Here is a 26,421-nt window from a genome sequence, read left to right as displayed (position 1 = left end):
AGAACACCACATGCACGAATCCCAGTCGGCCAGCTTGGCCATGCCCTTTTTGACGCTCACTGCGCATCCGGCGATCGGAGCGGTGCTGCTAGATCCGCGCCCTGCTTGGGTGTGGAACAGCGAGGGTAGCCGGATTCTGTGGGCCAATGTGGCAGGCGTGGCTTTCTTTGGTGAACCCAGCATGGACGCCTTGTTGAACAGGACCTTTGGTGATGTCCATCCAGCGCGGCGGCATCTGTCCCGATTGGCTCGGAACGCCCGTGCGGACACGCCTGTTCTGGATCGCCTGCGCTTTTTCCTTGGCGACACCGCTGTTACGGCCTCTTGCTTGTGCAAACGGCTGGATGTGCAAGGCGAAGGTGTTCTGTTGATCATGGCGACGGACCAGCCCGACGCAGGACATTCGGATCAAGTCCAGAGGCAGCTGTTTCTGGATATGTTGGTTAAAGACACCGACATGCAGGCTGTCATTTTTGACAATCTGGGGCAAACTCTGGCGCACTCCGGCTCTATTGACTGCTTGCCGCTCGCCCCCAAACAGCTACAATTGATGATGACAGAAGCCGATACGCCCCTGCGATTGGCGGCCGATACCATAAGCCACAATGACACACAATTCATCGTCGCGCTTGCTCGGATCGGTGAAGAAAATGTCCGTCATTATCTGGCAATTGTTCAAGACGCAGGCGCAGATCAGGGGATTGATACGCGCGCGCTGTTGTTTGCAGAGTTGGATGATGGCGTTTTTGATGAAAACGCTATCGAGGATACCGATAATGTGGCTGATATTTTTGGCAACGATTTCGGATTGGAAAACACAACGCCAAACACCACAAATGTCACCGATCTGGCCAAGCATTTGCAAAATATTGAGGATGTTCATCCCTTTTTGTCTGATTTGCCTTCTGTCAATCCATTCCTCGACAGGCCACATCATTATGATGACAATGTCACCGTATTGAAAGATCGTTCCAAGCGGACTGCGCCAACCAAGGCCAGCCTCTCGTCTGGTGCTTCGATGCCAGAGACCCCGTCCAATGTTGTTGCCTTGCCTTTTGGTATGGACAATACCGAGAGCGACGGCATCGACGATAAAGCGACATCAAAAAACCCAGCCAAATCGGCTCAAGATGTGGATGCGACGCCGCCATATGAATTTGATGACGATGGTGGCCTGTATCATTTTGTTTGGGAAAGCGACGAAGTCGGCCGGTTTAACTATATATCACCGGATCTTGCTCAAGCAGTTGGTCCGGACTATGCCGACCTTATTGGTCTGAGTTGGCCTGAAATCGCCGATCGGTTTAAGATGGATCAGGATGGTGTCGTCGCAAAGGCCTTTGAGGCCCGTGACACATGGGCTGGCCTGACTGTCCTGTGGCCGATTCAGGGCCGTACGCTCAGAGCCCCAGTGGAGCTAACAGGTTTGCCTGTTTTTGGCCGTTATCACGGTTTTCAAGGGTTCCGTGGTTTTGGTGTCTGCAACACCAAGACCCTAAAATCCGGCATAGATCCAAGCACCGATGCGGGCATTCACGCCCCCACAACGCCAGACGCCCCGACTTCGCCACAGTTTGAGGGCAATAGCGATCTCATGTCAGATGAACTTCTGCTAGCGGCTCGGAATGCCGTTGTTGCTGCGGAAGAAACTGTTTCGGCTGGTTCCTCTGCTGCTGACGCCCTGCATGAAGAACCGATGGAGACGTTGGAGCAAGATGGAGTTGATGCTGTGCATGATGAGGTGAACGACCCATCGACAGCTCAGAAAGACCCCGGGGATCTCGCCGCTCAGAAAGCTGCAGAGGGCGGCGACGGCTCGCGTCAACAAGAGGACGAGCCGCAGACAAGCCACTCAGGCAACGACCCATATGATCTGGTTTCAACATTGCTTAGCGGCTCCACAAAAGGCGTTAAGGAATCTTTGCTTGGTGACAAAGATGACGACGCGGACCAATCAGCAACGGTGATTGATACACAGTCAGCGACTGACGCTGATCCGGATGGGGCTGGGCGTTCTGAAGCATTGAGCGATGGAGAACGTGACGCCTTCGACAGCATCGCAGCGGCGTTGACCGACGGGCCGTTTCAAGATAGTGACAAACAGAATGACGCTAATCTGATCACCTCGACCTCTGGTGCTGATAGGCCGAACACATCAGATATCGTGACAGAAACTCCATCAAAGGCACGGCCCCAGATGGATGAAACATTGCGTTCTGCTGCGAGCAGTGCTTTTCGGGAAATCCTCGCGATGGACCCCGCTTTTCGGCATATGCGCGGGCATATGGCCAAATTGTCCGAAGATAAAAGCGAATATTCTAAAGACAGTAGCAGCACAGAAAACACGCCATCAGACACAGCGCCCTCAACAGAGACAACCAGCCCGAGTGAAACCATACCCGGTGAGCCACCAATCGTCCAAGATTTTGAGGCTAGCGAAGTCGCCGATGATGCAATGTTGCCTTCAGAAGTGCTACCCGCTGAAAAAGGCGACGAAGCAACCGCAAGCAATGACACCCAAGACGCCAATCAAATAATCGCGCCCACTGTGGAAGGCACGACAGATAAGGTGCCACGGGTTGACGATGCTGACGCTGAAACAGATGCTGCGGATATGTCGAACGTCGAGGCTGAGACAGCCTCTTTGTGGGATAGCAAGGACAGCTCGTCTCCTCTGATCAATTTGCTCGACAAATTACCAACCGCAATCATTGTTTCTGCTGGTTCGACCATCTTGTTCGCCTCTCGAAAAGCCCTGCGACTGCTGTCTTTTGAAACAAGTGCAGATCTTGAAAAAGCCGGAGGCATGGAAGGTTTGTTTACCGGACGGCCGGGCGACTGGTTGACCAAGACAGACGGCCGCACCACTTTGCGTGGCGGAAAAGGCGTGCCTGTTTCCGTTCTGGCGACCATTTCTTCCATCAATTGGGGGGACCGTCCCGCGGCGATGCTCAGCTTTGAAGATGCACAAGAAACAGCACCCAAAACGGGCGTTTCTGAAGAAGACGAGAAAATTGCCGAGTTGGAAGCCATCCTAGACGCAGCCACCGACGGGGTTGTGGTGTTGGATGGGGATGGAATGATTCTGCGCATGAACCATTCCGCCGAAGCCCTGTTTGAAACAGACCGGCATGATGTGGCCGGAGACAGTTTTCTGACCTTGTTGGCAGAAGAAAGTCACAACGACACCCTCACCTATCTCGAAAGCCTGAAAAGCAATGGTGTGGCCAGCATTCTCAATGATGGTCGCGAGATTGTTGGGCGAGTTAAATCCGGTGGTATGTTGCGTCTGTTTATGACCATGGGGCGGATCGCTATTCCGGGCACCAATCGTTTCGGTGTTGTGTTGCGCGACATTGCCCAGCGCAAGCGCGCTGAAGAGCTGCTGTTAACGCAAAAACTGGGTGCCGAGACAGCAAGTCAACAAAAATCTGATATGCTGGCCAAAGTGAGCCATGAAATTCGCACACCTCTCAACGCTATCATCGGCTTTTCCGAAGTCATGATGGACGAGCGGTTTGGCGCAATCGGATCGACCCGCTATAAGGACTACCTCAAGGATATTAGCATTTCCGGCAAGCATATTATGAACTTGCTCAATGACCTTCTCGACCTGTCCAAGGTTGAAGCGGGCAAGATGGAAATGCAATTCGAGCCAACACAGCTGAACCGGTTGGTTTCCGAGAGTGTCGGACTTATGCAACCCCAAGCCAGCCGTGATCAGATTATCATCCGCACATCGTTTGGCTCCAATTTGCCAGATGTGGCTGGAGACGATCGTTCGCTCCGGCAGATCATTCTTAATCTGCTGTCAAATGCACTCAAATTCACAGATACAGGCGGACAAGTTATTGTTTCGACCGGCTATGAAGAGAGTGGTGATGTGGTGCTGCGCATTCGCGATACTGGCATAGGGATGAATGAAGAGGAGCTCAAGATAGCGCTTGAACCTTTCCGTCAGGTCTCGACCACCCGTAGCGCATTGCAAGGCACTGGTCTTGGGCTGCCTTTGACAAAAGCCCTTGTCGAGGCAAACCAATTCCGTTTTGCCATGACCAGTAAGAAGGGATACGGTACCCTTGTTGAAGTGACCATCCCCAAAGAACGGGTCATTTTAAAACAAGACGCCGGACAATAACACCAATCAAGACCACCGGTCTTGATTGTGGCTTTGAAGCCTCGAGGGGCAGCACAGCAGCACAGCCCCCTGCCCCTATTCCCAAGCCTTGTTGAGCCTTTTGCAGGCCTCGGTCAAATCTGACCGATTGAGCGGAGCGGTGACGCAGAGGCGCACGCCGTCGGATTGAATGCGCCCAGCACAAAACGTGGATGCAGGCACCAACGCGACACCTGCGGCGCTGGCTTTGGCTGCCATTTGCTCTCCCGTGCCACAGTCGGGATGGTTGGGCAGCCCCCCTAGCAATTGACTCGACGCTCCCGTAGGAATCCAGATGTGCGGCGCGGCCGGAGCGCGCCCCAAGGCGGGCAACCCCAATTTGCGCCGGAGCAAGCCTTGCCGCGCGCGGGCTTCCTGTCGCTGCCATTCCATGTGGTTGTCGACTTCACCCTTTTCGATCCAGTTACAGGCCAACTCCAGCATAATGGGCGCCGCCATCCAACTGGTGACATGAACCAACTCGTTTGTGGAGAAATTAAGCCCGACGGGCGCTCGATCTTCCCCTTCCAACGTGGAAATAATAAACCCGAAGCGCGGACCCGGCGCAACCAGTTTGGACAGGCCACCGACCAGAATAGAGCGGCCTGCCAGTTGTAGGCTCAAAGGCGGTTCCTTGGAAAATCCGCCATAGACATCTTCTTCAATCACCAACAAGTCGAGCTTTTCGGCCAGTCGGGCAATCTCAGCACGACGGGCTGCGTCCATTGTCGTTCCGGTGGGGTTTTGCAAAATGGGACTCACGACCAAAATACGCGCACCACTGGCCCGTGCGGCCCGATCCAGATCTTCAGGCAAAATGCCTCTGTCATCCATCGTCACCGGCACCAAGCGCAACCCCATTTGTCTGGCTGCGACTTTCATGCCCGGAAAAGTCAGCTCTTCAACCAACACCGGCAGATCCGGCTTTGCGACCATTTGCAGTGCCGCAAACAGGGCCGCTTGCGCACCAGCACAGGGGAAGATATCGGTTTGTCGCGGATGAAAGCCTCGGGCCTGATACAGTTGGGCAATTGCATTGCGGCAGCGTTTGATGAGATTGGGGCTGTTATAGTCCATCATGTCGGCAAGATTGTCCCGAGCCAACAGGGTGGCAAAACTTTGCCGAACATCCTCATCACTGAATGCACGGGCAGGAATGATGGTCGACAGATCAATCATATTCTCGGTTTGCGACCGATCCATGGCATAGAGCTGAGCGGCATCATTGCCGGGCAAAACATAGGTGCCTCGGCCCACCTCGCCCGTGATCAACCGCAGTCTGGTTGCTTCACGAAAAGCCTCGGTTACGGTTGAAAGATTGACCTTCAGGCTCCATGCCAAATCGCGCTGCGTGGGAAGACGCGCGCCTGGGAGCAGAATGCCGTCCTGTATATCCTTTTGCATAGCGGAAACAATGGCGCGATACTTGGGGCCCGCAAGGTCAGATATATCCGGACACCAGTCTGTTTGTTTGTCTTTCATGCTGCCCCTGCTTCTTTGCCATTGATCGCGCGTTTCATTCACTTGCCATCAATTGTATGGAAGACAATTAAACTTGCTTCCCATACAATATATATATTGTACCATACAATATACTTTGTCATTAATTTTGCCAACCGGTATTTGCTAACCCGACAAATGCCCATGATCGGCCATGGTTTTACCGATGGCTTTTGTGACCGCGCCCGTCACCCCGAAGATGACAAAGGACACCATACCATGCTCAGCTGCCGTGATTTTGAAAAGGCCGAAGAACTTGTCTACCGCTCCATGTCCCCCACCCCGTGTTACAACTGGCCCTTGTTGGCGGCTGAACTGGGTGCCTATGTCTGGATGAAACATGAAAACCACACTCCGACGGGTGCGTTTAAGGTGCGCGGCGGTTTGGTCTATGCCAACCGTCATAAGGCACGGTTCCCAGAAGGCGGGGGTCTGATTTCTGCCACACGCGGCAATCATGGACTGAGCCTGGCATTTGCAGCAAGGGTTGAAGGCATGCGTGCAACCATTGTGGTGCCGCATGGCAACTCCCCGGAAAAAAACGAGGCTACAAAGGCCTTTGGTGCAACTGTGGTGGAAGAAGGCGATGATTTTGATCTCGCAGTGAGCCACGCCAAAGCGGTCGCCGCACAGGATGGCCTGCATATGGTACCCTCTTTTCATGAGGATCTTGTCGCCGGTGTAGGCACCTATGCCTATGAAATGTTACAGCAGAACCGCGACCTCGACACCATCTATGTCCCCATCGGCAAAGGCTCGGGCATATGCGGTATGATCGCGGCACGGGATGCGCTGAATTTGAAAACAAAAATTGTCGGCGTCACCTCAGACAGAGCCGATGGTTACGCCCGCTCATTTGAAGCAGGCTGTCTGCTGGAAGCGGATCGCAGCGACACCTTTGCTGACGGTATGGCCGTGCGATGCCCCGATCCTGATGCGCTGGCGGTTGTCTGTAAGGGCGCAGAACGGGTTGTACGCGTGGACGACGAAACCATTGCCAATGCGATCCGGTTGATCTTCCGCGCCACACACAATATGGCCGAGGGTGCAGGAGCGGCGTCCCTTGCTGCGTTGATGAGCGAGAAAGCCAAAATGGCTGGCAAGAAAGTGGGGGTTGTTCTGAGCGGTCATAACATTGACACCGCGTGGGTGGCCCAGCTGATGGCGGGGCAAACACCTACGGTTTAGGCCCAGAAAGAACCCAGATATCACTAAAGCTGTTTGCGGCGCTGTTTCGGTGGGCTGAAGCAGAAAGATGGGGGCAGGAAAAGGCTTGTCTGGCGTGAGGTCTCTAGATCCCTTATCGTTTGACACCTATTCTGCCCGTATCTCATTCTGAAAGATGCCACATGCTCGCTCGTTTGACTCCAAAACATTATGCCCTGATCGGGATTTTAATGATCGCGACCACTGCGATCATCCTATTGATGATGGGGCGCGAGCCGATTTGCAAATGTGGCGTGGTCAAATTCTGGACATGGGACGTCAACAGCTCAGACAACAGCCAGCATATTTCTGACTGGTACACGCCCTCCCACATCATCCATGGCATGTTGTTTTATGGACTTTTTTGGTGGATGGGTCGCTTTGCGACCGGTGGTGCCGGCTGGCCAATGGGGCTGCGCGCCCTGTTGTCGATCTTGGTTGAAGCAGCATGGGAAGTGTTGGAAAATTCGCCCTTCATTATCAATCGCTATCGCGAAGCGACCATTGCGCTGGACTATTTCGGCGACAGCGTGTTGAACTCGGTCTTTGATATTATATGGATGTTGTTTGGATTCTGGTTAGCGGCAAAACTGCCTGTGTGGGTGACGATCGTCTTGATCATTGCAGCCGAGCTGTTTGTCGGTGCAATGATCCGCGATAATCTGTCGCTCAACATTTTGATGCTGCTCTACCCGATCGACGCCGTGCGCGACTGGCAATTGCAGGGACTGTAATGGCCGGTTGATGGAACCGCTAAATACAGCGACCACCATCCACTTCCAAGGCAACACCAGTGATGAAGTTCGCTTCATCCGAGGCTAGATAGAGCGCTGCGTTGGCCATGTCTTCAGGGGTAGAGAGACGTCCCAGCGGGATGGAGCTTTTGAAAAGTTCGCGTTTTTCTGGCGTGTCTTCCCCCATAAACAGATGCAACATGCCGGTTTCGCCTGCCACAGGGCAGAGCGCATTAACACGAATATTGTCAGGGGCCAGCTCCACCGCCATGCTTTTGGTGATGGAAATGGCTGCTCCTTTGGAACTGTTGTAAGCCACAAGACCCGGACGCGGACGCAGGCCCGCAGAAGAGGCTGTGTTGATGATCACACCGCCACCGCTTGCGCGCATAATGGGAACAGCGCGTTTGGCGGCCATAAAAATGGCTTTAACATTGACTGCAAAGATGCGATCGAACATGTCGTCTTCCACATCCAACATCGACATATTGCGGTGGGTGAAACCGGCATTGTTGATCAGAATATCCAAACCGCCCAAGCTTTGCGCGGCCTGCATCATGCGGTCGACATCCGCTGCGAGAGCAACATCCACTTCCAACGCCATACCGCCGATCTCATCAGCGACCTTATGGGCACCGTCGCCGTTAAGGTCGGCGACAATGACCTTTGCACCCTCCTTGGCAAAGCGTCGTGCCATACCTTCCCCAAAGCCCGATGCTGCACCGGTTATGATGGCGATTTTATTGGCCAGACGCCCTGTATCAGATCCTGTAGTCATACGCGTTCCCCGCTGATTAGCCGTGTTTCATGATCACCGTTTTGACGGCAGACAGTTCCATCAGGCTGGCCATGCCCTTTTCTCTGCCATGGCCGGATTTTTTGAAACCACCGAAGGGCAACTCAACCCCTCCGCCTGCCCCATAACCATTGATATAAACCTGACCGGCACGGATGGCGCGCGCCATGCGCATGGAGCGCGATGTGTCTGCGGTCCAGACACCGGCGACCAACCCGAACGGGGTGCCGTTGGCGATGCGCACAGCTTCTTCCTCTTCGCGGAACGGAATCATCGATAGCACGGGGCCAAAGATCTCTTCTTGTGCCAATGCGCAACCGCTGGGCACAGGACCAAACAGAACAGGGGCAGCGTAATAGCCACTTTCGGGCGCATCTTGAGCGATTGTGCCTGCGGCCAATACGGGGATGTCCAAATCATGCGCCAGCGTCATAAAAGTTTGCAGCCTTTCAGCCTGCCCGTGAGAAATCAACGGGCCCAGATCGGCATCAGCATCATGCCGGTTCGCAACCAGCGTTTCAAAACGGGCGGATAATCGCTCAATCACATTTTCCCAAATGTCGTGATGCACCAACAGGCGCGATCCCGCAGAACAGGTTTGGCCTGCGTTCTGAATGATCGCATTGACCACAACGGGCAACGCGTCGTCCAGATTGGCGTCTGCGAACAAGAGCTGCGGGCTTTTGCCGCCCAGTTCCAACGTCGTGCCGATATGGTTTACTCCGGCGGCGCGCTGAACCTGACTGCCCACTTCGGGCGAGCCTGTAAAGGTGAGAAAGTCTATGTCCGTGTGTGAAGCAAGTGCAGCACCGGCCTCTTCGCCCAAACCCGTGACAACATTGAGCACACCCGACGGGACACCGGCTTCCAACGCCAGCTCTGCCATGCGCAAAACAGACAGGCCGGCCGCTTCAGCCGGTTTGATGACAAGGCAATTGCCCATGGCGAGACCAGCCCCAATGATTCGGGATCCAATTTGCGCAGGATAGTTCCATGGGATGATGGATCCGATAACGCCATGAGGCTCGCGCAGAGTGAAGGCCGTATAGCCGTCAAGCACGGGGATTGACTCCCCCATGACTTTATCAGCAGCACCACCGTAAAACTCAAAATAGCGGGCCGAAACCGTGATGTCTGTTTCCGCTTGCCGCAAAGGCTTGCCGGTGTCGCGGCTTTCCAGAGCCGCCAACTCACTATGGTTGTCTAGCACCAACTGTCCCAGAAGGCTTATGCAGCGCCCTCGCTCTGTCGCTGTCATGCGAGACCAAGGCCCTGTTTCTAAAGCGGTTCTGGCGGCTTTCACCGCAGCGTCGACGTCATCCAGCCCAGAGCGGGCGATGGTGCAAAATATTTGGCCGTCCGAGGGACAGGAAACATCAAGCGTCAGTCCCGAGGCCGCCTCTTGATGGCTGCCGCCAATCAGATTGCTCCACTGTTTGTCCTGTGCGATGGTTTGCGCCATCGTCGCCAATGAAACCGACATCTTCACCCCCAAATGTTGAGCATTGAAATGTGTGAAGCAGCATGTCCTGTCCAACCGGCAAGTGCAAGGGGACAATCCAAAGGCTCGGTTCGATGCTTATCGCTTGCTTTTGACGGCGTCAGAAAAACAATTCGGGTTCTGCCAGCATCAAATACTGGATCAGCAGGATCGTTTTGGAATCACGCAATCGCCCCTCAAGCACCGCTTCTCCCAATTCATCAAGAGCGATTTCCTCGACGATGATGTCTTCGTCTTCATGGTCCAAGCCTCCCCCTTCATGAACGCGATCGTCCAACGTATAGCTGGCCAGAAAGCCGTGGACTTTTTCGGTCAAAATTCCGGGAGACGCATAGAAACTTGAGACGAATTGCAGCTCATTAATACGAAAACCCAATTCTTCCTCGGCTTCGCGCAGCGCGGCCCCTTCGGCACTTTCGCCTTCATCGATCAACCCTGCAGCCACTTCCAGCAGCATCGGGTCAGGCTCTTTGTTGGCAACCAGTCCTGCGCGCAACTGCCGCACCAGCAAGGCAACATGCCTGTCACGATCCACGGGCAGCACACAAATCGCATGACCATGATCATGAATCTCGCGGGTCATCACGCGCCGCTCGCCGTCTGAATGGGTATATTCCAACTGGCACTCGCTCAGTTTGACAAACCCACGGTATTTCACTTCACAATGCGTCAGCTTAGCGTCGACATGGTCACGTTTGGGCAGAAAACGATCGGACATAGTGTGGTTGCCTTTATGACTTGTTGAGCGGTTCACCGTGCGCCGAACAGAAGTGTGCGTGTTTCAAAAGCGCTGGCTGTGGGGCGGCCCAAACGGCCTGCCAGATCCCCAAGCGCAGTCAGCTGATCTTGCGGTGAAAGGAACAGCTCCCCCTCTACCGTATGGATGTTATAGGCCGAGCCGGGTGCAATATGACCTCCCAGAGCCATGGCGGCTGTCAGGGCTGCTGTTTCCTGAGGGCCGAATGCAGCAACCGACCACGCTATTTTCCCCAAAAGATTTTGCTTTTCCATCCCCGCCAAAAAGCCTCGCAAGCGATGCGGCTCGCTGGACGGGTCTTCCCCGTCACTTCCCAGAATAAAAAGCAAAGACTGGCAGGTTTCTGGTATGATTCCATATTGGCGGAAGGCATAGAACCAATCGATGTCAGTGGCCTGATTGATTGCAATTTGCACGCCGATTTTCAACTGATCACATAGGTCAAAAAGATCACGGGCAGCCTCTTCGTCGGCTTCGTCTCCATCGCGCGGCAAGATCTGGTTGAGTGGAATCTGGCAAGCATCCGGTTGCGCCTTGCTCAAGAGCGCCCCAAACTGCGCGGGCGACGCCCCGCTGCTGGCATCCAATTCCAACTGCAAAACCATCGCCCCATCCAGCGCGTCCCGCAAGGCCATGACGACTTCAGAGCAGATGTCGGGATCGACGCAATAGAGCCCCTTTTCGTCACGCACAGAAAAAGAAAAAAGTGAGGCACCGGCATTTTGCGCCGCTTTGGCCGCTTCTAATAATTCTTCGCGTTTAAGCGGAAGGCCAAGATAGTCACGTTTGCTGCGACCAATGCCATTGGCGGCGAAAGACACGCTAACCGGTTTGGGAATTCCAAGTATCATGTTATTTTGACTCTTTTTTGGCAGCGAGATTATCCGCGCACCAGCGTTCAGATCTTATTTATAGGACCGGGACGACAAAAATATCAAATTACGCAGTCAACAATCGAAAATTGGTCCACTTCATTGTTACACTAAGCTATTGTCCATCCAAGTTGGGACTCTAAATAGATAACCAGTAAAAGCGTCAAGCTCACCCTTTGCCAAATGCCCTCAACTTTTGTATGAAGGAGGCCGTTTTGATAGTGCGGTGCCGGTCCGATTCAGTGGTCTCTTCGGTATCACAAGAAAAGAGTCTTCATGAAACTCGATGATTTGCGGCAATTGCTTTGGGACGCTTATCCAGATTTATCGCCCCAGATGAAAGTGGCTGCATCTTATGTGCTCGAAAATCCGGCCGATGTGGCGTTCAAATCTGTTCGCCAGTTGGCCAAGGCGGCAGATGTGCACCCGTCAACCATCGTAAGATTGGCGCAGGTTGCAGGCTTTTCAACCTTCGATCCCTTTCGCGCAGTGTTTCAAAAAGGCGTGCAAGCTCAGGAGATTCGACTCGATGAGCGCGCTGCTGCTTTGCAAAAAGATGGCCGTTGGGGAGAAAGCTCGGATGCCTTCGTTGAAATCGGGCAGGCAACCTTAAGCAATTTGACCAGCCTGTTTCAGCCAGACACCCAGAGAGCCGTGCAGCGCATTGCCAAGGCTATCATCGAAGCGGATCGCGTCTATGTCTCGGGCTATCGCTCGTCTTTCGCATTTGCGCATTATCTGGCTTATGCAGGCAAAATCGCGTTACCGTCTATTCGGCTGCTGGAAAGCCCGGATGGATCGCATTTTGATATTCTGGGGCAGGCCGGACCACGCGACCTGATCATACTTTTCACCTTTGCGCCTTATGCATCAGAAGGCGGGCGGCTGCTGACAGTTGGCAAAAAACGCGGCTGCAAAATCATCGCAATTACAGATGCCATGTCTTCTCCGGCCGTGCCTTTGGCTGACTTGGGGTTGTTTGTTCCTATGACGGGTCCGCAATTGTTGCCATCGCTGGTCCCTGCCGCCTCTGTTTGTGAGTTGATCCTAGCCGAATGCGCCCGCCTTGGTGGCTCAAGCGTGGTTGAGAATCTGCGTTCATTTCGCGATCAGGTACACGCAGTGGAAGGCTATCTCAGTCCGGTCGAGCCGTCTAACAAGTTCGATGATGATGACGACGATCTGTTCAACAGCTAGCTTACCATTTTGATTGTGGCTCCGATTTCCTGCGTAAAATCGAGTTGCACAGCTCAATTCAGAACAGATATCTGTGGCGGTAAAATCACTAGACCCACGTAGAAAACCGGCCGAGGTGCCTGTCTTATCGGGTTACCCACAGGCCGCATTGCAATCTGGCATGATTTGAATTCTTTGGCACACGCATACTCACAAACAGGGTCAGCATCGGCCTCAGCGGACAGCCTCCCTTGTCATTTTTGCCAATTTTTCTACTTCTGGTTCGCAAAGTGCCATTGATTTCAATCACCTGAGAAAATTCACTGGCAATGCAATTATCAACACACTTCAAAAATCCAAGCAGTCACAATTGCATTCAATAGGAGCATATTGTCAATGTTCCCCATTGCAACCAATGCGATATGATGGCTGTTGGATACCTGATGAAATAAATTTTGGTTTGCATTGACCAAGTGAGTTGCAGCAAGTCCGGTTGACAGGTAGATTCTCGTTATAGGCGTATAATTAGTGGCGCCCAGTGATGATACGGAGGATTACATGGGACGTCCAAAAGAGTTCAATTCTGAGTTTGTTATGGCAGCAGCAACGGATTGTTACTGGCGTGATGGGGTTGCACGAACATCCATCAGTTCACTCGTCGAAGCGATGAAGATTCAGCGGTCCAGCTTCTATAACAGTTTCGGCTCGAGAGAAGGCATATTGGCGACAGTCCTTAATCGCTATATGGACGCATCTCCGCTTAATCAGCTGGTCAATGACATACAAGATAAAGAGACATCGGCAGATATTGCTCTGATTGATCTGATTCTCGATTTCAGCCATTTTCTAGCCAATAATGGGCAAGGCAGGGGATGTTTGTTTTTCAACGGCTTGAGCGAGCTCTCGGCACGAGACGGACAGATTTATGAAATTTACCAAGATTACTACTTACGCCTGATGGGTGGTCTGTCACAGTTATTGGACCGCTATAAGAGAGAAATTTCGCAATCTGAGGGTGTGAATGCAATAAGCATAGATCATTTCTTGTGCATCTTAATGAGTTTGGCGCATTTTTCCAAACTCGACCCGTCCGAACTGCGCCTTGCGAGAATAGGGTTGGATCAATTGTCCGGGTTGTCACCGCATTTTGCTACGCTGATAAAGACACAAGCGCGCTCGGTGGAAACCATGCGCCAATCTCAAGAAGCCCAACGCCTGCAGGCCTAGCAGGCCGGATTGGAACAAGCTCGGCAGTTTGACCAAGCAGCGAAAAAACTAAAACCACGGCCTGCATGGTGGTGGTTCTTGGGACAGTTTTCCTTGTCCCTTTGCCAATTTTCATCAATTGCTTGAAATTTGCGGCGCGCTTGGCCAGTCTCGGCGCAACCGGCACAGTTCGCATCGGAACTGATTCCCTTGTCCCTGAAGGATTGGTAAAAGACAGCCATGGAATGGTCGCAACAGCAGGACGCTGCACTGCGTGCAGTGAGTGAATGGATCCAACACGGCAAAGAGCCCATATTCCGTCTCTTTGGCTATGCTGGTACCGGTAAAACCACGCTCGCCAAACATTTGGCCGAAGGCGTGAATGGCACAGTCCTGTTTGGAGCATTTACCGGAAAAGCCGCGCAAGTCTTGCGCCAAAAGGGCTGTCCGGGTGCGAGTACCATCCACGCGATGATTTACCGTCCTGATACCAGCGACAAAGATGACGAAGAACAAGCCAGCGATGTGCCCTCCTTTGTGATCAATCGTGACAGTCCCGCTCATGATTCGGACCTGATCATCATTGATGAATGTTCGATGGTCGATGAAATGCTGGGTTCTGACCTTTTGTCTTTCGGCAAACCGGTTCTGGTGTTGGGTGACCCCGCACAATTGCCGCCCGTCTCTGGCGGCGGCTTTTTCACCGAAGCAGAGCCGGACATCATGCTTACCGAAATCCATCGGCAAGCGAGAGACAACCCTATCATTCGGCTGGCGCAGGAGGTGCGCGAAGGCAATGAGTTGGATTATGGAGATTTTGGTTCGGTTCAGGTGATCAATCGCCGCGATCTGGATACAGACCAAGTGCTTGAGGTGGATCAGGTTCTGGTTGGGCGCAATATCACGCGCAGCAAGTACAACAAACGCTTGCGCGAGTTGCAAGGCTTTGAAGGGCCCTATCCGCAATTGGGAGACAAGCTGGTTTGTCTACGAAATAACCACCAAAAAGGATTGCTCAATGGCGGCATCTGGATGGTGGATAAAATCACCAGCCGGGTCGGCAAAGACATCAAGATGCGGGTCAGTCCTGAACTGGGTCATGAATTGTCAGGCCGCGTGCCTCTCAAGGTGCCCAAAGCACTTTTTGAAGAGCATGAGGGCGAGATTCCTTGGACCGTTCGTAAAAGAGGTGATTCCTTTGACTATGGTTATGCTCTGACCGTGCATAAATCGCAGGGCTCTCAATGGAATGATGTGATGTTATTTGATGAAAGCTGGGCGTTTCGCGATCATCGACAACGCTGGCTTTATACCGGCGTAACACGGGCAGCAGAACGGCTCATCATTGTGCGATAGCGATCCGCTAGCCAAATGCGGTGGGTACAGACACGGCCCCGGCGCCCACATCCAGTAGGCCATCCCCCGCCCGACGTATGACCGATTCTCGTGGTGCCGGACCATAATATGTATCGGTGCGCACAAATGGGCGTTCCATCGATGTGGCGGCCACCAGACGCAAATACATGTCCTTTGCAGAGAAGGGTTTACGCAAGAATTCATGCACTCCCAATTGCTTGGCTTCCATAATGCGGTGTTTCTCGGCGTAGGATGAAATCATGATGATCGGCACTGTACCCATAGGGTGATTGGGGTTTCGTACCAACCGCACAAGCTCGGGGCCATCCAGAATGGGTAAAACCCAATCGATGATGACAACGTCCGGCGACAATTGCTCAAGCTTTTCCAGGCCGACACCGCCATCTTCTGCTTCAAATATTTCGCGCACACCCAGTCCTTGCAAGATGGTACGAATGATCGTGCGCATATAGGCACTATCTTCGATCACCAAGACCCTTAATGCTGACAGGACAGTAATTGACGCCATCGAATACTCCACACCTTGAAACCACCAACGGGCCAAAACCGATCGGATAGAAGGATACGGGTATGGTAGTTGCAAAGCCTTTATGAATGTTTACTTTGCCTTTGAATGCGAAGGCTTGATGCTATTACAACTTTTTTGGGGTTCACTTCGTGGCTTATGCCCTTTAAAAAGGCCTTAAATACGAGCATTTGCGTAGGCTGGATCACAATGTGTCCAAGAGGTTACGGTAGCGTTACAAATTTGTAAGGCGCGTGATAATTGACAAAACTCAAAGCTCTTGCGCAAAGTGTCAGGCAGAGTGACCACAAAAGATGCAGACCCGATGCTTGATTAGACCATTTATTTGAGGGCTGTACCAAACAGTCCAACAGGCTTTGAGACCAGACCAATCGGTTCGCTGATTTGGACCAGAAACAAGCGGATGCCATTTGTATGAAGTATCAAGAATTCTTCGAGAACGCCGTGTCTTCTCTGAAGACCGAAAAGCGTTACCGTATCTTTGCCGATCTTGAACGGCAAGCAGGCAAGTTTCCGCGAGCTATCTGGCGTGCAGACAATGGTCTGGAACGCGAGATCTTGGTTTGGTGCTCCAATGACTATTTGGGCATGGGCCAACATCCTGATGTCATCGCGGCCATGAGCGACACCGCCCAAAAAATGGGTGCCGGCGCTGGCGGCACGCGCAACATTTCTGGCACCAACCGTCCGTTGGTCGAGTTAGAAATGGAACTGGCCGATTTGCACCACAAAGAAGCAGCCTTGGCCTTCACATCCGGTTTTGTCTCCAATGAAGCGGCGATTTCTACCATTGCCAAATTGTTGCCAGATTGTCTCATCTTGTCGGATCAGCTCAATCACGCCTCGATGATCGCCGGCGTGAAAAGCTCAGGCGTATCCAAACAGGTTTTCCGTCACAACGACGTTGAGCATCTGGAAGAATTGCTGGCCGCAGCAGGCAAGGAACGCGCAAAGCTGATCGTATTTGAGTCTGTTTATTCCATGGATGGCGACATCGCGCCGATCGAAAAAATTTGCGATCTCGCCGATAAATACAACGCCATGACCTATATCGACGAAGTGCATGCGGTTGGCATGTATGGTCCTCGTGGCGCTGGCATTGCCGAGCGGGAAGGCCTGATGGATCGAATCGACGTTATCGAAGGCACTCTCGCAAAGGCCTTTGGCACGTTGGGCGGCTACATTACTGGCAATTCCGCTATTATTGATTCCGTACGTTCCTATGCACCCGGCTTCATATTCACCACAGCGATGCCCCCGTCCATTGCGGCCGCGGCACGCACCTCTGTACAGCATTTGAAAAATAGCCAATCCGAGCGCGATGGTCAGCAACGTCAAGCTGCGCAGACCAAGAAGATTTTGTCTGGCGCGGGACTTCCTGTAATGCCGTCTGAGACACATATTGTGCCGGTGTTCGTTGGCGACCCTGACCTTTGTAAAAAAGCCTCTGATATGCTGCTTGAGATGCATGGCATCTATATTCAGCCCATCAACTACCCCACTGTACCGCGGGGCACTGAACGGCTTCGTATCACACCCACGCCTTTCCATGACGATCATTTGGTCGATGGGCTGTGCAACGCCCTTCAAGATGTCTGGGAGCGTCTGGATCTGCCCAAAATAGAGCCAGGTAGTTTTTATGACCTCAAATGTTTGGAAGAGCAGCAGGTTTTTAACGCCGCAGGCGGGTAGCCCATTGCTTTGACAAATCAAACATCCCTCCCCCCGCGCTGTTATCAGTGGCGGGGGTTTTTGTTTGGGCATGTCAAAGAGGCTGGATCATAACTGCGCAGTGGCCAGTCTGGCTGCCAAACCGACAAAAATCACCCCCGCGATGCGGTTCATGATCATTTGAGCCTTGGGCGAATGACGCAGCCAGTTGCCCAAGTAGCCTGCGCCAATAACCACAGAGCCGAAAACGATCAGTGTCACGGCGATGAACACCCCGCCAAAGGCAAACATCTGGAGGGAAATGGGGCCAAGAGCAGGATCTGCAAATTGCGGTAAGAAGGCGAGAAAAAAAATTGCCACCTTGGGGTTTGTAATATTCATGATAATGCCACGGCCATAGAGTTGCCGCAGGCTGATCGCGCCATTAGGGCGCTCACTCACAGAAAGATCGGCTCTGGATGCGCGAAACGCCCCATAAGCGAGATAGATCAGATAGGCAGCACCGATAAACTTGAGGGCCGTAAAAGCGAGCTCTGAGGTCTGGAACAACACGGCTACGCCAAAAACCACGGCGGCGGTATGCACCAACAACCCCGTACAGAGCCCAAGCGTAACCGCAAACCCTGCCTTGCGCCCATATAGCGCAGACTGTGTGAGAACAAAGATATTGTCCGGTCCGGGCGCCATTCCCAACGCTATAGACGTCGCGATGAACACACCTAATGTTTCATAGGATATCAGCATTGATGGGGTCGACTTTCGATTCAAGACATTCGCCAGTGTCATTTCCAGCGGTTTTTTCTTTGTATTTTTTCCAACTGGTGCGTAGCCACCACGCAGCAACGATAGCGACGGCAAAAGCGGCAACAAACCCGAGGCCATCACTGGCAAGACTTGTTAGCTCTGAAAGCCGATCCGCAAAGAAATATCCAGTCAGAGTATAGCCGGCAACCCAGACAGCCGCTCCTACCATAGACGCCAACGTGAAGAATATCCACTTTAGCCCAGCAGCGCCACACAGATAGCTCATCCAAGGTCCTAAGGGGCTGATGACAGTGCGAGACAACAGAATCGCAATCACACCGCGCTTTTTGAGCAGCGCCTCGGCGCGTGTTATCATGGCCTCCGCTTTGGCAGATTTTTTAAATCGCTCCAATAGTCCCGGCCCTGCGATCCGCGCAATACGGAATGCCGTTTGATCCCCTGTAATATACCCCCCATAAGCAGCCGCCATAGCAAAATAGAGATCGATATCACCGGCTGCGGCAAAGGAGCCTGACGCGATCACCAACATTGAGCCGGGCAATGGAATTGCCAAACACCCGAACGCAATGGTAAAGAAAATCACCCATAGGCCATAGGTGGGAATGAGAGCCAGAATGGTATCACTCATGGCTTTTCCACTTTCTGCGCCTTCGGATCGTTGATACCATTGGGCTGATTGGGCTCATCCGCTTGCATTGCCCCCTGACGCTTGCCATTTCCCAGCTTTTTAGGGGCATTTGTGCGTTTTTCTTCCATATGGGATTTTTTGGCAGCCCATACGCGCTCTTGGAGTTCAGCCAGTGAAATGCCTAATTTTGCAGTGACTTCATCAAGCTTGACGCGCGGACGCCCCATATCCTCCAACTCCATCACATCTTGGACGATTTCTGGCGGGATCGCATAACTCAAGCTCACATAGCGAGGGGTCATCCAAGGCTCAAGTGCCTGATTTCGGTGCGCTGGATCATGAAAATAAATAAATCCGAAAACAAATCGACCGCCAAAGAAAACAAGCAGCGCGATGGCAAGCACAAAGGCCGATAGTGCAACTGGCTGTTCTTTCCAGAAATAGTGCAGAGCTTTTAGCATGCGTTTTCCTTAAGCGCCTGTGGCTTCAAACAAATTGACTTTAAAGCAATCTACCTCAGGATTTGCTGACCGTCTTGCGATGAGAAGCATCGGGTTTCGCATTGATTTTTGCCTGTTCTTCCGGCGAGAGATCATCATCATCAAGTATGCGATAGGCTGCCCCCTGAATGTCATCATATTGGTTGGTCCTCAGGGACCAAAGAAACCCGGCCAACCCAAGAGCGCCAAGACATAATGCGATAGGAATGAGAAACAGCAAAGAACTCATAGTATTCAGCCTTCCTGACGTATGGGTTTAATATAGGAGCAAATAAAGGACCTGTCGTGAAGCCCTCTATTCATATCAGTCGCAGCCCTGATCTGACCAGCCTTGAAAGACCGGGCTTGGTGACAATGACGCACACCCATCCGCATCTATCAATCTGCTTGTGGGGCCTGTTCATTCAGTGCTTCATCAAAAGCAACATTGTCGGTCAGCCATGCGTCACCCTTGGCGCGGGCTCTGAGAGCGTTGATGGTGACGATCAAGGAGGAGCCTGACATGGCCAGAGCCGCAATCAGCGGCGTTACAAATCCGGCGACAGCAAACGGAACAGCAATGACATTGTACAATGTTGCCAGCCACAGATTCTGTTCCATGATTGATCGGGCGCGCTTGCCGATATCAAGCGCGTGCAAAACCGGCAAGAGCTTTTCCCCCAGGAAAAGCGCGTCTGAAGCCGCCTGACTGACATACGCTGCCGTGACAGGCGAAATCGACACATCGGCAGCGGCAAGTGCGGGAGCGTCGTTCATCCCGTCTCCGACCATCATGACTTTGTGCCCCTTAGCCTTTTGCGCCTCAATCATCGCGATTTTATCGGTTGGCGAGATGCCTGCGTGATAGGCGTCTATACCCAGCTCATTGGCTATGACTTCTACGGCGCGAGGTTGGTCACCAGACAGAATCATCAAGGCGATGCCTCTGTCTTTAAGGCGGGCGATCACATCGCTTGCATCGGATCGCAATTGCTGCTCAAGAGCAAAGACAACTGGCGCGTGGCCTTCTTGTGCAAAAGCCAACAAAGATGCCGTTGGATGAGCTGCACGAACCTTTTCAGCTTGTGCTTCGGCTCGACAGAAAACCGGAGATCCAAGGCGCACCTCTGCCCCCTGATGATCGGCAAAAAGCCCCTTACCCTTTTCTTCTGTCGCATTGGTGATGGGCTTGATTTTCCGGTTCATCGCGGCCAAAGCTGCAGACAGAGGGTGGCTCGATGCCTTGGCCAAAGCGATCGCCAGAGTCAAGCTTTCATCATCGCAATCACTTCGATTGACGATACCTACCCTTGGGCGCGTCAAGGTTCCTGTTTTGTCAAAAACCACCATATCGACATTGGCGAACCGCTCCAATGCGTCAGAGCTATTGAGCAGAACCTGATTGCGGAACAGCGACCCCGAGGCCACCACTTGCACTGCCGGAATAGCCAGCCCCAATGCACAGGGGCAAGTGATGATGAGCACCGAGATGGAAATCACCAGCGCAGGTTGCCAACCGATGCCATAGAGCCACCAGCCCAGAAACGTAAGGGCCGAAGCGGTGTGAACAATAGGCGCGTAAAGCTCGGCGGCACGATCGGCCAATTTGCGATGGCGTGAACGGGCCTCCATTGCCTCATCGATCAGACGGTTGACTTCATCCAGCAGCGTGCCCTTGGCAGCCGCCGTGACCGTAATCGTCAGCGCGTTTTCACCATTCAGGGTGCCAGCATACACCGAATCACCCTCGCTCACCTCGATGAGACCGGTTTCACCTGTCACCAAGCTTTGATCGATTTGCGAGGCCCCTTTGAGCACCGTACCATCAACCGAAATGCACTCGCCGGGGCGCACCAAGACCTTATCATCTGGTTCTATCTTGGACAGGGGCACCTCGCGCAAGTTGCCATCGTCAAACAGCTTCATAGCCGTTTCGGCTTTGAGCGCTGTCAGGTTCTCAGCAAATGCACGGGTTTTCAGCCGCATCATGTGATCGAGCCAACGGCCGATCAAAAGGAAAAACAGCAGCATCAGGGCGCTCTCGAAATAAGCTTCCTCTTCATGCTGGACCGTTTGCAGCACTGACAAAAACAACGCCAGAATAACCCCGATGGAAATTGGCACATCCATGTTGAGGTGGCCTTTGCGCAATACGCGCCAAGCCGAGCTGAAAAAGGGCTGACCAGCATAGGCTGCTGCTGGCAACGTGATAAAAGCTGACAGCCAATGGAAAAAATCGCGGGTTTCCGGTGTTATATCAGATGCGTTGCCGGACCAAACCGAGACAGACAGCAGCATGACATTCATGGCGGCAAAGCCAGCCACCGCAAGCGCCCGAAGAAGGCGTTGGTTTTCGCGCTTTTCTTCTGTTTTGACACGGCCGGGGTCGAATGGGTGTGCACCATAGCCCAGGTCACTGAGACGCGCGAGCAACATGTCCGGGTTGGTTTCACCCGGGTTCCACGTCACAGCCAGACGATGAGAGGTGAGATTGACACGGGCATTGGCCACACCTTCCAGATCCAGCAGGCCCTTTTCAATGCGTGTCATGCAAGCCGGGCAATAGATGCCTTCCACCGCGAGCGCCAGCTTTTCATTGCCATCAGGCAGACTTTCAGAAAAAGAAGCCCAGTCTCGTTCTACCGTCTCATTTTCTGCCATGCGTCTGTCCGTGATTTTTGCATTCGCTCACTGCGAATATCCCGCCTGATATCTATTTTAGCGTGATCGTTTCGAGGGTTTGAAACATAACCTCGCCTTTTTGCGACGCTTCAATTTTAATACGCCAGTTGCCTGGATTAAGCGCAGCCACTTTGGCTCGGTATAGACCATCCCCCGCAGCTTCCAGACTCAACTCCTGATCTTGAGTCTCAGTTGTCGGGCGGCCTACATTGGCTGTGATTGAAAGATCATTGAGCGGATTGTTCAATTTGTCTTTCGCTAACAATTCAAGATACACCCCGGATTGGCTACGCTTGAGTTCTACTTCCATATGCCATGAACGCTCGTTCTGCGCTTCGGCTTCGGCCAGGGTTTTGTTGTAGTTCTGGCTCGCCTGATAAGGGCTTTGTTCTACCACGCCCGGCCATGTGGATCGTGCGAAATAGACGAACATCCCATTAGCGAAAAACATGACACCAAAAAAACACCCCAGCCAGATGAGAACATGCTTGCCAGTGAATTTCTTTTCTTTTTTGTTCATCGCAGTACCCATTACAGCCTGCTCCTTACATAAATTAAGTGGCCCCAGAGGTCTTATTGGACCACAGAGACCCCAAGCATACCATCTTCTGCAAACAATTAGAGGCTTTGGGCATACACCAAAAGCCTCTCTTTAATTTGTCTACGTCAACCCCGTTACGGCGCCTTGAAATAGTCAGTCACGGTTTGCGCTTCACCGGTTTCAGAATCTTTCACATTGAACCCAATTTGCTGAGATTTATCCAGTTTTGCTCCCTTGGGTGCAAAGACTTGAATACGAAGCTCTTTGGTGATGTCCTGATCAATGGGAATAGTGATCATTCTGGGGCTGTCATTTTCGATACCGACAGCTTTCAAAGAAAACCCTTCAGGGGCACCAACAAGAGACAATTCAAAGTCTCGCGCTGTGGTGGACTTATTGATCAATCGAATTGTGAAACCGTTGCGGATTGAACCGTCAGACAAAGCCACATAGAGTGGATTGCGGTCATGCAAAACATTAAGATCGACCAATTGGCGGTTGACCAAAGTGTAAGCCATCAAGCCTACCACCAACGTGATCAACCCGACATAAATGATGGTGCGAGCGCGGACAAAACGATAGATGCTTTCCTTACCCTCAAGATGGCGCTGGATGTTGATGTCGGTATCATAATCGACCAAACCACGTGGTTTACCGATTTTGTCCATAACATTGTCGCAGGCATCAATGCAGAGCCCGCACTGTATGCATTCGAGTTGGGCCCCATCACGAATATCAATGCCGGTTGGACACACCGCAACACATTGGCCACAATCGACGCAATCGCCTGCATCCAAACCTTCGGCGGCGCGGGCTTTCATTTTTTTCAATGAACCACGTGGTTCGCCCCTGTCTTTACGATAGGTCACGTTGAGTGCCCATTCGTCGGTCAGGGCCGCCTGAATGCGCGGCCACGGGCACATATAAACGCATACCTGCTCACGCATATGGCCGGCCATGACATAGGTTGTCGCCGTCAAAATGCCGATCCAGAGATAGGCGACAAATGGCGCTTCACCAAAGGCAAGTTCTTTTACCAAAGTCGGTGCATCGGCGAAATAGAGAACCCATGCTCCGCCCGTCCACCAAGCAATCATAAGCCATAACGTGTGCTTGAGCAGCATTTTGCCCACACGTTTACCTGTCATCGGTTCTTGATCTGTTTTCATCCGGACCCGGCGATCACCTTCAATCCAGCGCTCAACCAGCATAAAGAGATCGGTCCAGACGGTCTGAAAACACATATAACCGCACCAAACGCGGCCCGCCAAAGCATTCATCAGGAAAAGAGTAAGCGCGGCCAAAATGAGCAGGCCTGTAAGATAATAGACCTCTTGCGGCCAGATTTCGATAAAGAAAAAGTAGAAACGCCGGGCCGGGAAATCGACCAAAACCGCTTGATCCGGAGCACCGACACCACGGTCCCAACGCACAAATGGCAAGAAGTAATATACCCCAAGCGATACGACCATAAAGGCCCATTTGAAATTGCGAAAACGGCCTTTGATACTTTGTGGGTAGATCTTTTTCGCCTTGGCAAAATAAGACTCCCCATTTGGGTTGGAATCCGGGCTGGTCCCTGGGGCTTCAACCGTCATCGAACTTCTCCTCGAAGCAGCATCCTGTATAGTGTTTGAACTGAATTCCGTCTTGGGTCTTCGGTCGGTGTTAGATCGGTCTTTGGTTCTCAGCACAACATACTAACAAGCATGTTATTTACCTGTATTGCATTTCTGTTTTAGCGAGCCATAAATTTATGTTACATGACATAGAATAAACTTGAGGGAAAATACCGAGGCATATTGTCGCGACAGCTCGGATAAATCATGGCCCGGTCGAGTAGGTTCAGCGTTGTGGGACGCGGTCTTATGAGTCCTAAGAACCATAAAATGGGGTTCGTCTATGGACGTTCATTCTCAACCGATTATCTGATCCATCAGACCAAAGCACGGTCACAAAACTCCAACACCCAGCACACTGACTGATTGGGAACGAGATCAGCGTTTTGGCGTTGATCCCGACTGTTGTAAAAGGGCGCGACATGCGCGCCCTTTAATTTGTTACTGTCCACCACCACGGGTGTGGACATAGACTGCCAACGACTTGATGGTCACAGGATCGAGGCGGGCTTCCCAGCTGGGCATCACGCCATTACGACCGTTGGTGACACTCTCAATGATGGTCTCGCGAGAGCCACCATAGAGCCAGATGGCATCGGTCAGGTTGGGCGCGCCCATTTCCTGCAGACCTTTGGCATCTTCACCGTGACAGGCGGTGCAATTTTCTTCAAACAGGACCTTTCCTGCCTCAAGATCGGCACCATCATCGGTGGGCTGGCCAGAAATGGACAGCACATAGTTGGAGACTGTGACAATGTCTTCTTTTTCAAGAATTTCATCACGGCCGAAAGCGGTCATAGAGTTGGCCCGCTCTTCATCGTGTCCAGACCGGATACCGACGCGTAGTGTCTCGTGGATTGCATCGATCGTGCCGCCCCAAAGCCAGTCATCATCAAGCAGGTTTGGATAGTCTGTAGAACCGGCAGCACCGGAACCATGACAGGCTGAACAGTTGTCGCCAAATGCAGCTGCACCTTGGGCAACAGCAAATGTACGAAGGTCGTCATTGCCTAGAATGTCCTCAACGCTGGCGTCTTTAAGACCGGCACCACTTTCGAGGCGCTTTGCGATGAGAGCATCATAAGCGGCGATGCCTTCTGCTCGGTTTGAATGGCCAAGAACACCTTTGGTGTAATCGGTCAGCAAAGGCCAGGACGGGTACAATACGCAGTATCCGACAGCCCAAACTATGGTGACATACCAAGTCCACAACCACCAGCGAGGCAGCGGGTTGTTGAGTTCCTTGAGGCCATCCCATTCGTGACCGGTCGTCTCGATGCCGGACACTTGGTCAATATCTTTTTTGTGATCACTCATTCTCAGTCCTCCCGCAACGGCATATTGGCGGCCTCATCGAACTTTTCTTTATTGGTCGGCCAGAATGTATAAACCAGCACGCCGGTAAAGATCAGCACGAAATAGAGCAAGCCCCATGTCTGCGCGAAGTTAGCTAAAGTTTCATAGGTCGACATGAACCTGCTCCTTAGCGAAGGTCTGCCTTGTCATCATAGATCGAGAAATCTACCAAGGTGCCCAACATTTGAAGATAGGCAACCAAAGCATCCATTTCTGTCACCTTGTCCGGATTGCCGTCGAAATCGCGATAGGCGACATCAGGATAGCGTTCTTCAAAGCCATCAATATTGTCATCATCGGGATTTGCCTGAGCTAACAAGTCAGCTTTGGCGTTGGCAATTTGCTCGTCGGTATAGGGTACGCCGACAAACCTGTTGACCTTGAGATCAGCAGACATATCGGGCACGTTCAGTTCCTTTTTCGCGAGGAACGGATACCCAGGCATCACAGATTCCGGCACCACTGAACGAGGATCGGTCAGGTGGCTTGTATGCCACAGGTCGGAATATTTGTTGCCTACACGAGCCAAATCCGGACCAGTACGTTTTGACCCCCATTGAAAGGGATGATCGTACATGGACTCAGCAGCGAGAGAATAGTGGCCATAACGTTCGATTTCGTCGCGCATCGGGCGGATCATCTGTGAGTGACACAGATAACAGCCTTCGCGGACATAGATGTTACGACCGGCGAGTTCGAGTGGGGTATAAGGGCGCACGCCCTCAACCTTCTCGATGGTACTTTTCAGATAGAAAAGCGGAACGATTTCAACCAAACCACCAATGGCAACCGCGATCAGGATACCAATGAGCAGCAGCATGGAATTGCGTTCGATGATACCGTGCTTGTTCATAAGAGACATGCTTACCGTTC

23 protein-coding genes are annotated in these 26,421 nt (G+C 52.4%); 7 read left to right on the top strand and 16 right to left on the bottom strand.

Annotated elements, in window-relative coordinates; translation table 11 throughout:
* The first annotated feature begins 10 nt into the window (after window positions 1-10).
* Entirely contained in the window at window positions 11-4,138 is a 4,128-nt protein-coding gene (locus C0081_RS21640) for an ATP-binding protein (RefSeq protein WP_180967007.1), read from the top strand.
* 75 nt (window positions 4,139-4,213) lie between these two features.
* On the opposite strand, the gene C0081_RS21635 is transcribed toward C0081_RS21640, so the two are convergent.
* Window positions 4,214-5,638, bottom strand: coding sequence for an aminotransferase-like domain-containing protein (locus C0081_RS21635; protein WP_101535814.1), 1,425 nt, complete (start codon window positions 5,636-5,638; stop codon window positions 4,214-4,216).
* 162 nt (window positions 5,639-5,800) lie between these two features.
* Here C0081_RS21635 and C0081_RS21630 point away from each other — a divergent pair, with 162 nt between their 5' ends.
* Window positions 5,801-6,844 carry a threonine dehydratase gene (locus C0081_RS21630; protein ID WP_245418021.1) on the top strand — a complete coding sequence of 348 codons (1,044 nt, stop codon included), beginning with the start codon at window positions 5,801-5,803 and terminating at the stop codon, window positions 6,842-6,844.
* Window positions 6,845-7,005: 161 nt separating this feature from the next.
* Window positions 7,006-7,596, top strand: coding sequence for a DUF2585 domain-containing protein (locus C0081_RS21625; RefSeq protein ID WP_101535813.1), 591 nt, complete (start codon window positions 7,006-7,008; stop codon window positions 7,594-7,596).
* A 19-nt stretch (window positions 7,597-7,615) separates the two neighbouring features.
* On the opposite strand, the gene C0081_RS21620 is transcribed toward C0081_RS21625, so the two are convergent.
* The 4 genes from C0081_RS21620 to C0081_RS21605 form a co-directional block, all read right to left on the bottom strand.
* The gene (locus C0081_RS21620) at window positions 7,616-8,374 is read right to left on the bottom strand and encodes a glucose 1-dehydrogenase (RefSeq protein WP_101535812.1); all 759 of its coding nucleotides are present in this window, start codon (window positions 8,372-8,374) and stop codon (window positions 7,616-7,618) included.
* A 16-nt stretch (window positions 8,375-8,390) separates the two neighbouring features.
* On the bottom strand, window positions 8,391-9,854 hold the full coding sequence (locus tag C0081_RS21615) for an aldehyde dehydrogenase family protein (RefSeq protein ID WP_101535811.1): 1,464 nt from the start codon (window positions 9,852-9,854) through the stop codon (window positions 8,391-8,393).
* Between the two features lie 139 nt (window positions 9,855-9,993).
* Window positions 9,994-10,611 carry an NUDIX domain-containing protein gene (locus C0081_RS21610; RefSeq protein WP_101535810.1) on the bottom strand — a complete coding sequence of 206 codons (618 nt, stop codon included), beginning with the start codon at window positions 10,609-10,611 and terminating at the stop codon, window positions 9,994-9,996.
* A gap of 32 nt (window positions 10,612-10,643) precedes the next feature.
* Window positions 10,644-11,501, bottom strand: a complete 858-nt coding sequence (locus tag C0081_RS21605; RefSeq protein WP_101535809.1) for a 3-keto-5-aminohexanoate cleavage protein — start codon at window positions 11,499-11,501, stop codon at window positions 10,644-10,646.
* A 297-nt stretch (window positions 11,502-11,798) separates the two neighbouring features.
* On the opposite strand from C0081_RS21605, the gene C0081_RS21600 reads away from it, so the two are divergent.
* The 3 genes from C0081_RS21600 to C0081_RS21585 all read left to right on the top strand — a co-directional run bounded on the left by C0081_RS21600 (window position 11,799) and on the right by C0081_RS21585 (window position 15,260).
* A complete protein-coding gene (locus tag C0081_RS21600; RefSeq protein ID WP_101535808.1) occupies window positions 11,799-12,719 on the top strand; it encodes a MurR/RpiR family transcriptional regulator in 921 nt (306 codons plus the stop codon).
* Window positions 12,720-13,256: 537 nt separating this feature from the next.
* Entirely contained in the window at window positions 13,257-13,925 is a 669-nt protein-coding gene (locus C0081_RS21595) for a TetR/AcrR family transcriptional regulator (protein WP_101535807.1), read from the top strand.
* Window positions 13,926-14,144: 219 nt separating this feature from the next.
* The gene (locus tag C0081_RS21585) at window positions 14,145-15,260 is read left to right on the top strand and encodes an ATP-dependent DNA helicase (RefSeq protein WP_101535805.1); all 1,116 of its coding nucleotides are present in this window, start codon (window positions 14,145-14,147) and stop codon (window positions 15,258-15,260) included.
* Between the two features lie 7 nt (window positions 15,261-15,267).
* Here C0081_RS21585 and C0081_RS21580 read toward each other — a convergent pair whose 3' ends face one another.
* Window positions 15,268-15,789: a response regulator transcription factor gene (locus tag C0081_RS21580; protein WP_101535804.1), complete on the bottom strand. Its 522-nt coding sequence runs from the start codon at window positions 15,787-15,789 to the stop codon at window positions 15,268-15,270.
* Between the two features lie 432 nt (window positions 15,790-16,221).
* Here C0081_RS21580 and hemA point away from each other — a divergent pair, with 432 nt between their 5' ends.
* Entirely contained in the window at window positions 16,222-17,499 is a 1,278-nt protein-coding gene (gene hemA / locus C0081_RS21575) for a 5-aminolevulinate synthase (protein WP_101536049.1), read from the top strand.
* 87 nt (window positions 17,500-17,586) lie between these two features.
* Here hemA and C0081_RS21570 read toward each other — a convergent pair whose 3' ends face one another.
* The 10 genes from C0081_RS21570 to ccoO all read right to left on the bottom strand — a co-directional run bounded on the left by C0081_RS21570 (window position 17,587) and on the right by ccoO (window position 26,410).
* The gene (locus C0081_RS21570; protein WP_101535803.1) at window positions 17,587-18,222 is read right to left on the bottom strand and encodes a LysE family translocator; all 636 of its coding nucleotides are present in this window, start codon (window positions 18,220-18,222) and stop codon (window positions 17,587-17,589) included.
* On the bottom strand, window positions 18,206-18,871 hold the full coding sequence (locus C0081_RS21565; protein WP_101535802.1) for a DedA family protein: 666 nt from the start codon (window positions 18,869-18,871) through the stop codon (window positions 18,206-18,208). Before C0081_RS21565 ends, C0081_RS21570 begins: the two co-directional genes overlap by 17 nt.
* Window positions 18,868-19,332 (bottom strand): hypothetical protein, encoded by a 465-nt coding sequence (locus C0081_RS21560; protein ID WP_101535801.1) that lies wholly within the window; start codon window positions 19,330-19,332, stop codon window positions 18,868-18,870. The genes C0081_RS21565 and C0081_RS21560 overlap by 4 nt, the downstream gene beginning before the upstream one ends.
* A 55-nt stretch (window positions 19,333-19,387) precedes the next feature.
* Window positions 19,388-19,600: a cbb3-type cytochrome oxidase assembly protein CcoS gene (ccoS, locus tag C0081_RS21555; protein ID WP_101535800.1), complete on the bottom strand. Its 213-nt coding sequence runs from the start codon at window positions 19,598-19,600 to the stop codon at window positions 19,388-19,390.
* A 149-nt stretch (window positions 19,601-19,749) separates the two neighbouring features.
* The gene (locus tag C0081_RS21550) at window positions 19,750-22,011 is read right to left on the bottom strand and encodes a heavy metal translocating P-type ATPase (RefSeq protein WP_101535799.1); all 2,262 of its coding nucleotides are present in this window, start codon (window positions 22,009-22,011) and stop codon (window positions 19,750-19,752) included.
* Window positions 22,012-22,063: 52 nt separating this feature from the next.
* Window positions 22,064-22,552, bottom strand: coding sequence for a FixH family protein (locus tag C0081_RS21545; protein ID WP_180967006.1), 489 nt, complete (start codon window positions 22,550-22,552; stop codon window positions 22,064-22,066).
* Between the two features lie 155 nt (window positions 22,553-22,707).
* Window positions 22,708-24,171 carry a cytochrome c oxidase accessory protein CcoG gene (gene ccoG / locus C0081_RS21540; protein WP_101535797.1) on the bottom strand — a complete coding sequence of 488 codons (1,464 nt, stop codon included), beginning with the start codon at window positions 24,169-24,171 and terminating at the stop codon, window positions 22,708-22,710.
* A 462-nt stretch (window positions 24,172-24,633) separates the two neighbouring features.
* The gene (gene ccoP / locus C0081_RS21535; RefSeq protein WP_101535796.1) at window positions 24,634-25,509 is read right to left on the bottom strand and encodes a cytochrome-c oxidase, cbb3-type subunit III; all 876 of its coding nucleotides are present in this window, start codon (window positions 25,507-25,509) and stop codon (window positions 24,634-24,636) included.
* A gap of 2 nt (window positions 25,510-25,511) precedes the next feature.
* Window positions 25,512-25,664 carry a cbb3-type cytochrome c oxidase subunit 3 gene (locus tag C0081_RS21530; RefSeq protein ID WP_101535795.1) on the bottom strand — a complete coding sequence of 51 codons (153 nt, stop codon included), beginning with the start codon at window positions 25,662-25,664 and terminating at the stop codon, window positions 25,512-25,514.
* A gap of 11 nt (window positions 25,665-25,675) precedes the next feature.
* Window positions 25,676-26,410 (bottom strand): cytochrome-c oxidase, cbb3-type subunit II, encoded by a 735-nt coding sequence (gene ccoO, locus C0081_RS21525; protein ID WP_101535794.1) that lies wholly within the window; start codon window positions 26,408-26,410, stop codon window positions 25,676-25,678.
* Window positions 26,411-26,421: the final 11 nt, after the last annotated feature.

Source organism: Cohaesibacter celericrescens, assembly GCF_002866925.1.
In the GTDB taxonomy this organism is placed as follows: domain Bacteria; phylum Pseudomonadota; class Alphaproteobacteria; order Rhizobiales; family Cohaesibacteraceae; genus Cohaesibacter; species Cohaesibacter celericrescens.
The sequence above is the reverse complement of the archived record's forward strand: the minus strand, read 5'-3'. Positions and strand labels throughout refer to the sequence as shown.

Coding starts and splice junctions, on each gene's coding strand:
- C0081_RS21640 (WP_180967007.1), top strand. CDS start 11: ATGCACGAATCCCAGTCGGCCAGCTTGGCCATGCCCTTTTTGACGCTC.
- C0081_RS21635 (WP_101535814.1), bottom strand. CDS start 5,638: ATGAAAGACAAACAAACAGACTGGTGTCCGGATATATCTGACCTTGCG.
- C0081_RS21630 (WP_245418021.1), top strand. CDS start 5,801: ATGATCGGCCATGGTTTTACCGATGGCTTTTGTGACCGCGCCCGTCAC.
- C0081_RS21625 (WP_101535813.1), top strand. CDS start 7,006: ATGCTCGCTCGTTTGACTCCAAAACATTATGCCCTGATCGGGATTTTA.
- C0081_RS21620 (WP_101535812.1), bottom strand. CDS start 8,374: ATGACTACAGGATCTGATACAGGGCGTCTGGCCAATAAAATCGCCATC.
- C0081_RS21615 (WP_101535811.1), bottom strand. CDS start 9,854: ATGGCGCAAACCATCGCACAGGACAAACAGTGGAGCAATCTGATTGGC.
- C0081_RS21610 (WP_101535810.1), bottom strand. CDS start 10,611: ATGTCCGATCGTTTTCTGCCCAAACGTGACCATGTCGACGCTAAGCTG.
- C0081_RS21605 (WP_101535809.1), bottom strand. CDS start 11,501: ATGATACTTGGAATTCCCAAACCGGTTAGCGTGTCTTTCGCCGCCAAT.
- C0081_RS21600 (WP_101535808.1), top strand. CDS start 11,799: ATGAAACTCGATGATTTGCGGCAATTGCTTTGGGACGCTTATCCAGAT.
- C0081_RS21595 (WP_101535807.1), top strand. CDS start 13,257: ATGGGACGTCCAAAAGAGTTCAATTCTGAGTTTGTTATGGCAGCAGCA.
- C0081_RS21585 (WP_101535805.1), top strand. CDS start 14,145: ATGGAATGGTCGCAACAGCAGGACGCTGCACTGCGTGCAGTGAGTGAA.
- C0081_RS21580 (WP_101535804.1), bottom strand. CDS start 15,789: ATGGCGTCAATTACTGTCCTGTCAGCATTAAGGGTCTTGGTGATCGAA.
- hemA (WP_101536049.1), top strand. CDS start 16,222: ATGAAGTATCAAGAATTCTTCGAGAACGCCGTGTCTTCTCTGAAGACC.
- C0081_RS21570 (WP_101535803.1), bottom strand. CDS start 18,222: ATGCTGATATCCTATGAAACATTAGGTGTGTTCATCGCGACGTCTATA.
- C0081_RS21565 (WP_101535802.1), bottom strand. CDS start 18,871: ATGAGTGATACCATTCTGGCTCTCATTCCCACCTATGGCCTATGGGTG.
- C0081_RS21560 (WP_101535801.1), bottom strand. CDS start 19,332: ATGCTAAAAGCTCTGCACTATTTCTGGAAAGAACAGCCAGTTGCACTA.
- ccoS (WP_101535800.1), bottom strand. CDS start 19,600: ATGAGTTCTTTGCTGTTTCTCATTCCTATCGCATTATGTCTTGGCGCT.
- C0081_RS21550 (WP_101535799.1), bottom strand. CDS start 22,011: ATGGCAGAAAATGAGACGGTAGAACGAGACTGGGCTTCTTTTTCTGAA.
- C0081_RS21545 (WP_180967006.1), bottom strand. CDS start 22,552: ATGAACAAAAAAGAAAAGAAATTCACTGGCAAGCATGTTCTCATCTGG.
- ccoG (WP_101535797.1), bottom strand. CDS start 24,171: ATGACGGTTGAAGCCCCAGGGACCAGCCCGGATTCCAACCCAAATGGG.
- ccoP (WP_101535796.1), bottom strand. CDS start 25,509: ATGAGTGATCACAAAAAAGATATTGACCAAGTGTCCGGCATCGAGACG.
- C0081_RS21530 (WP_101535795.1), bottom strand. CDS start 25,664: ATGTCGACCTATGAAACTTTAGCTAACTTCGCGCAGACATGGGGCTTG.
- ccoO (WP_101535794.1), bottom strand. CDS start 26,410: ATGTCTCTTATGAACAAGCACGGTATCATCGAACGCAATTCCATGCTG.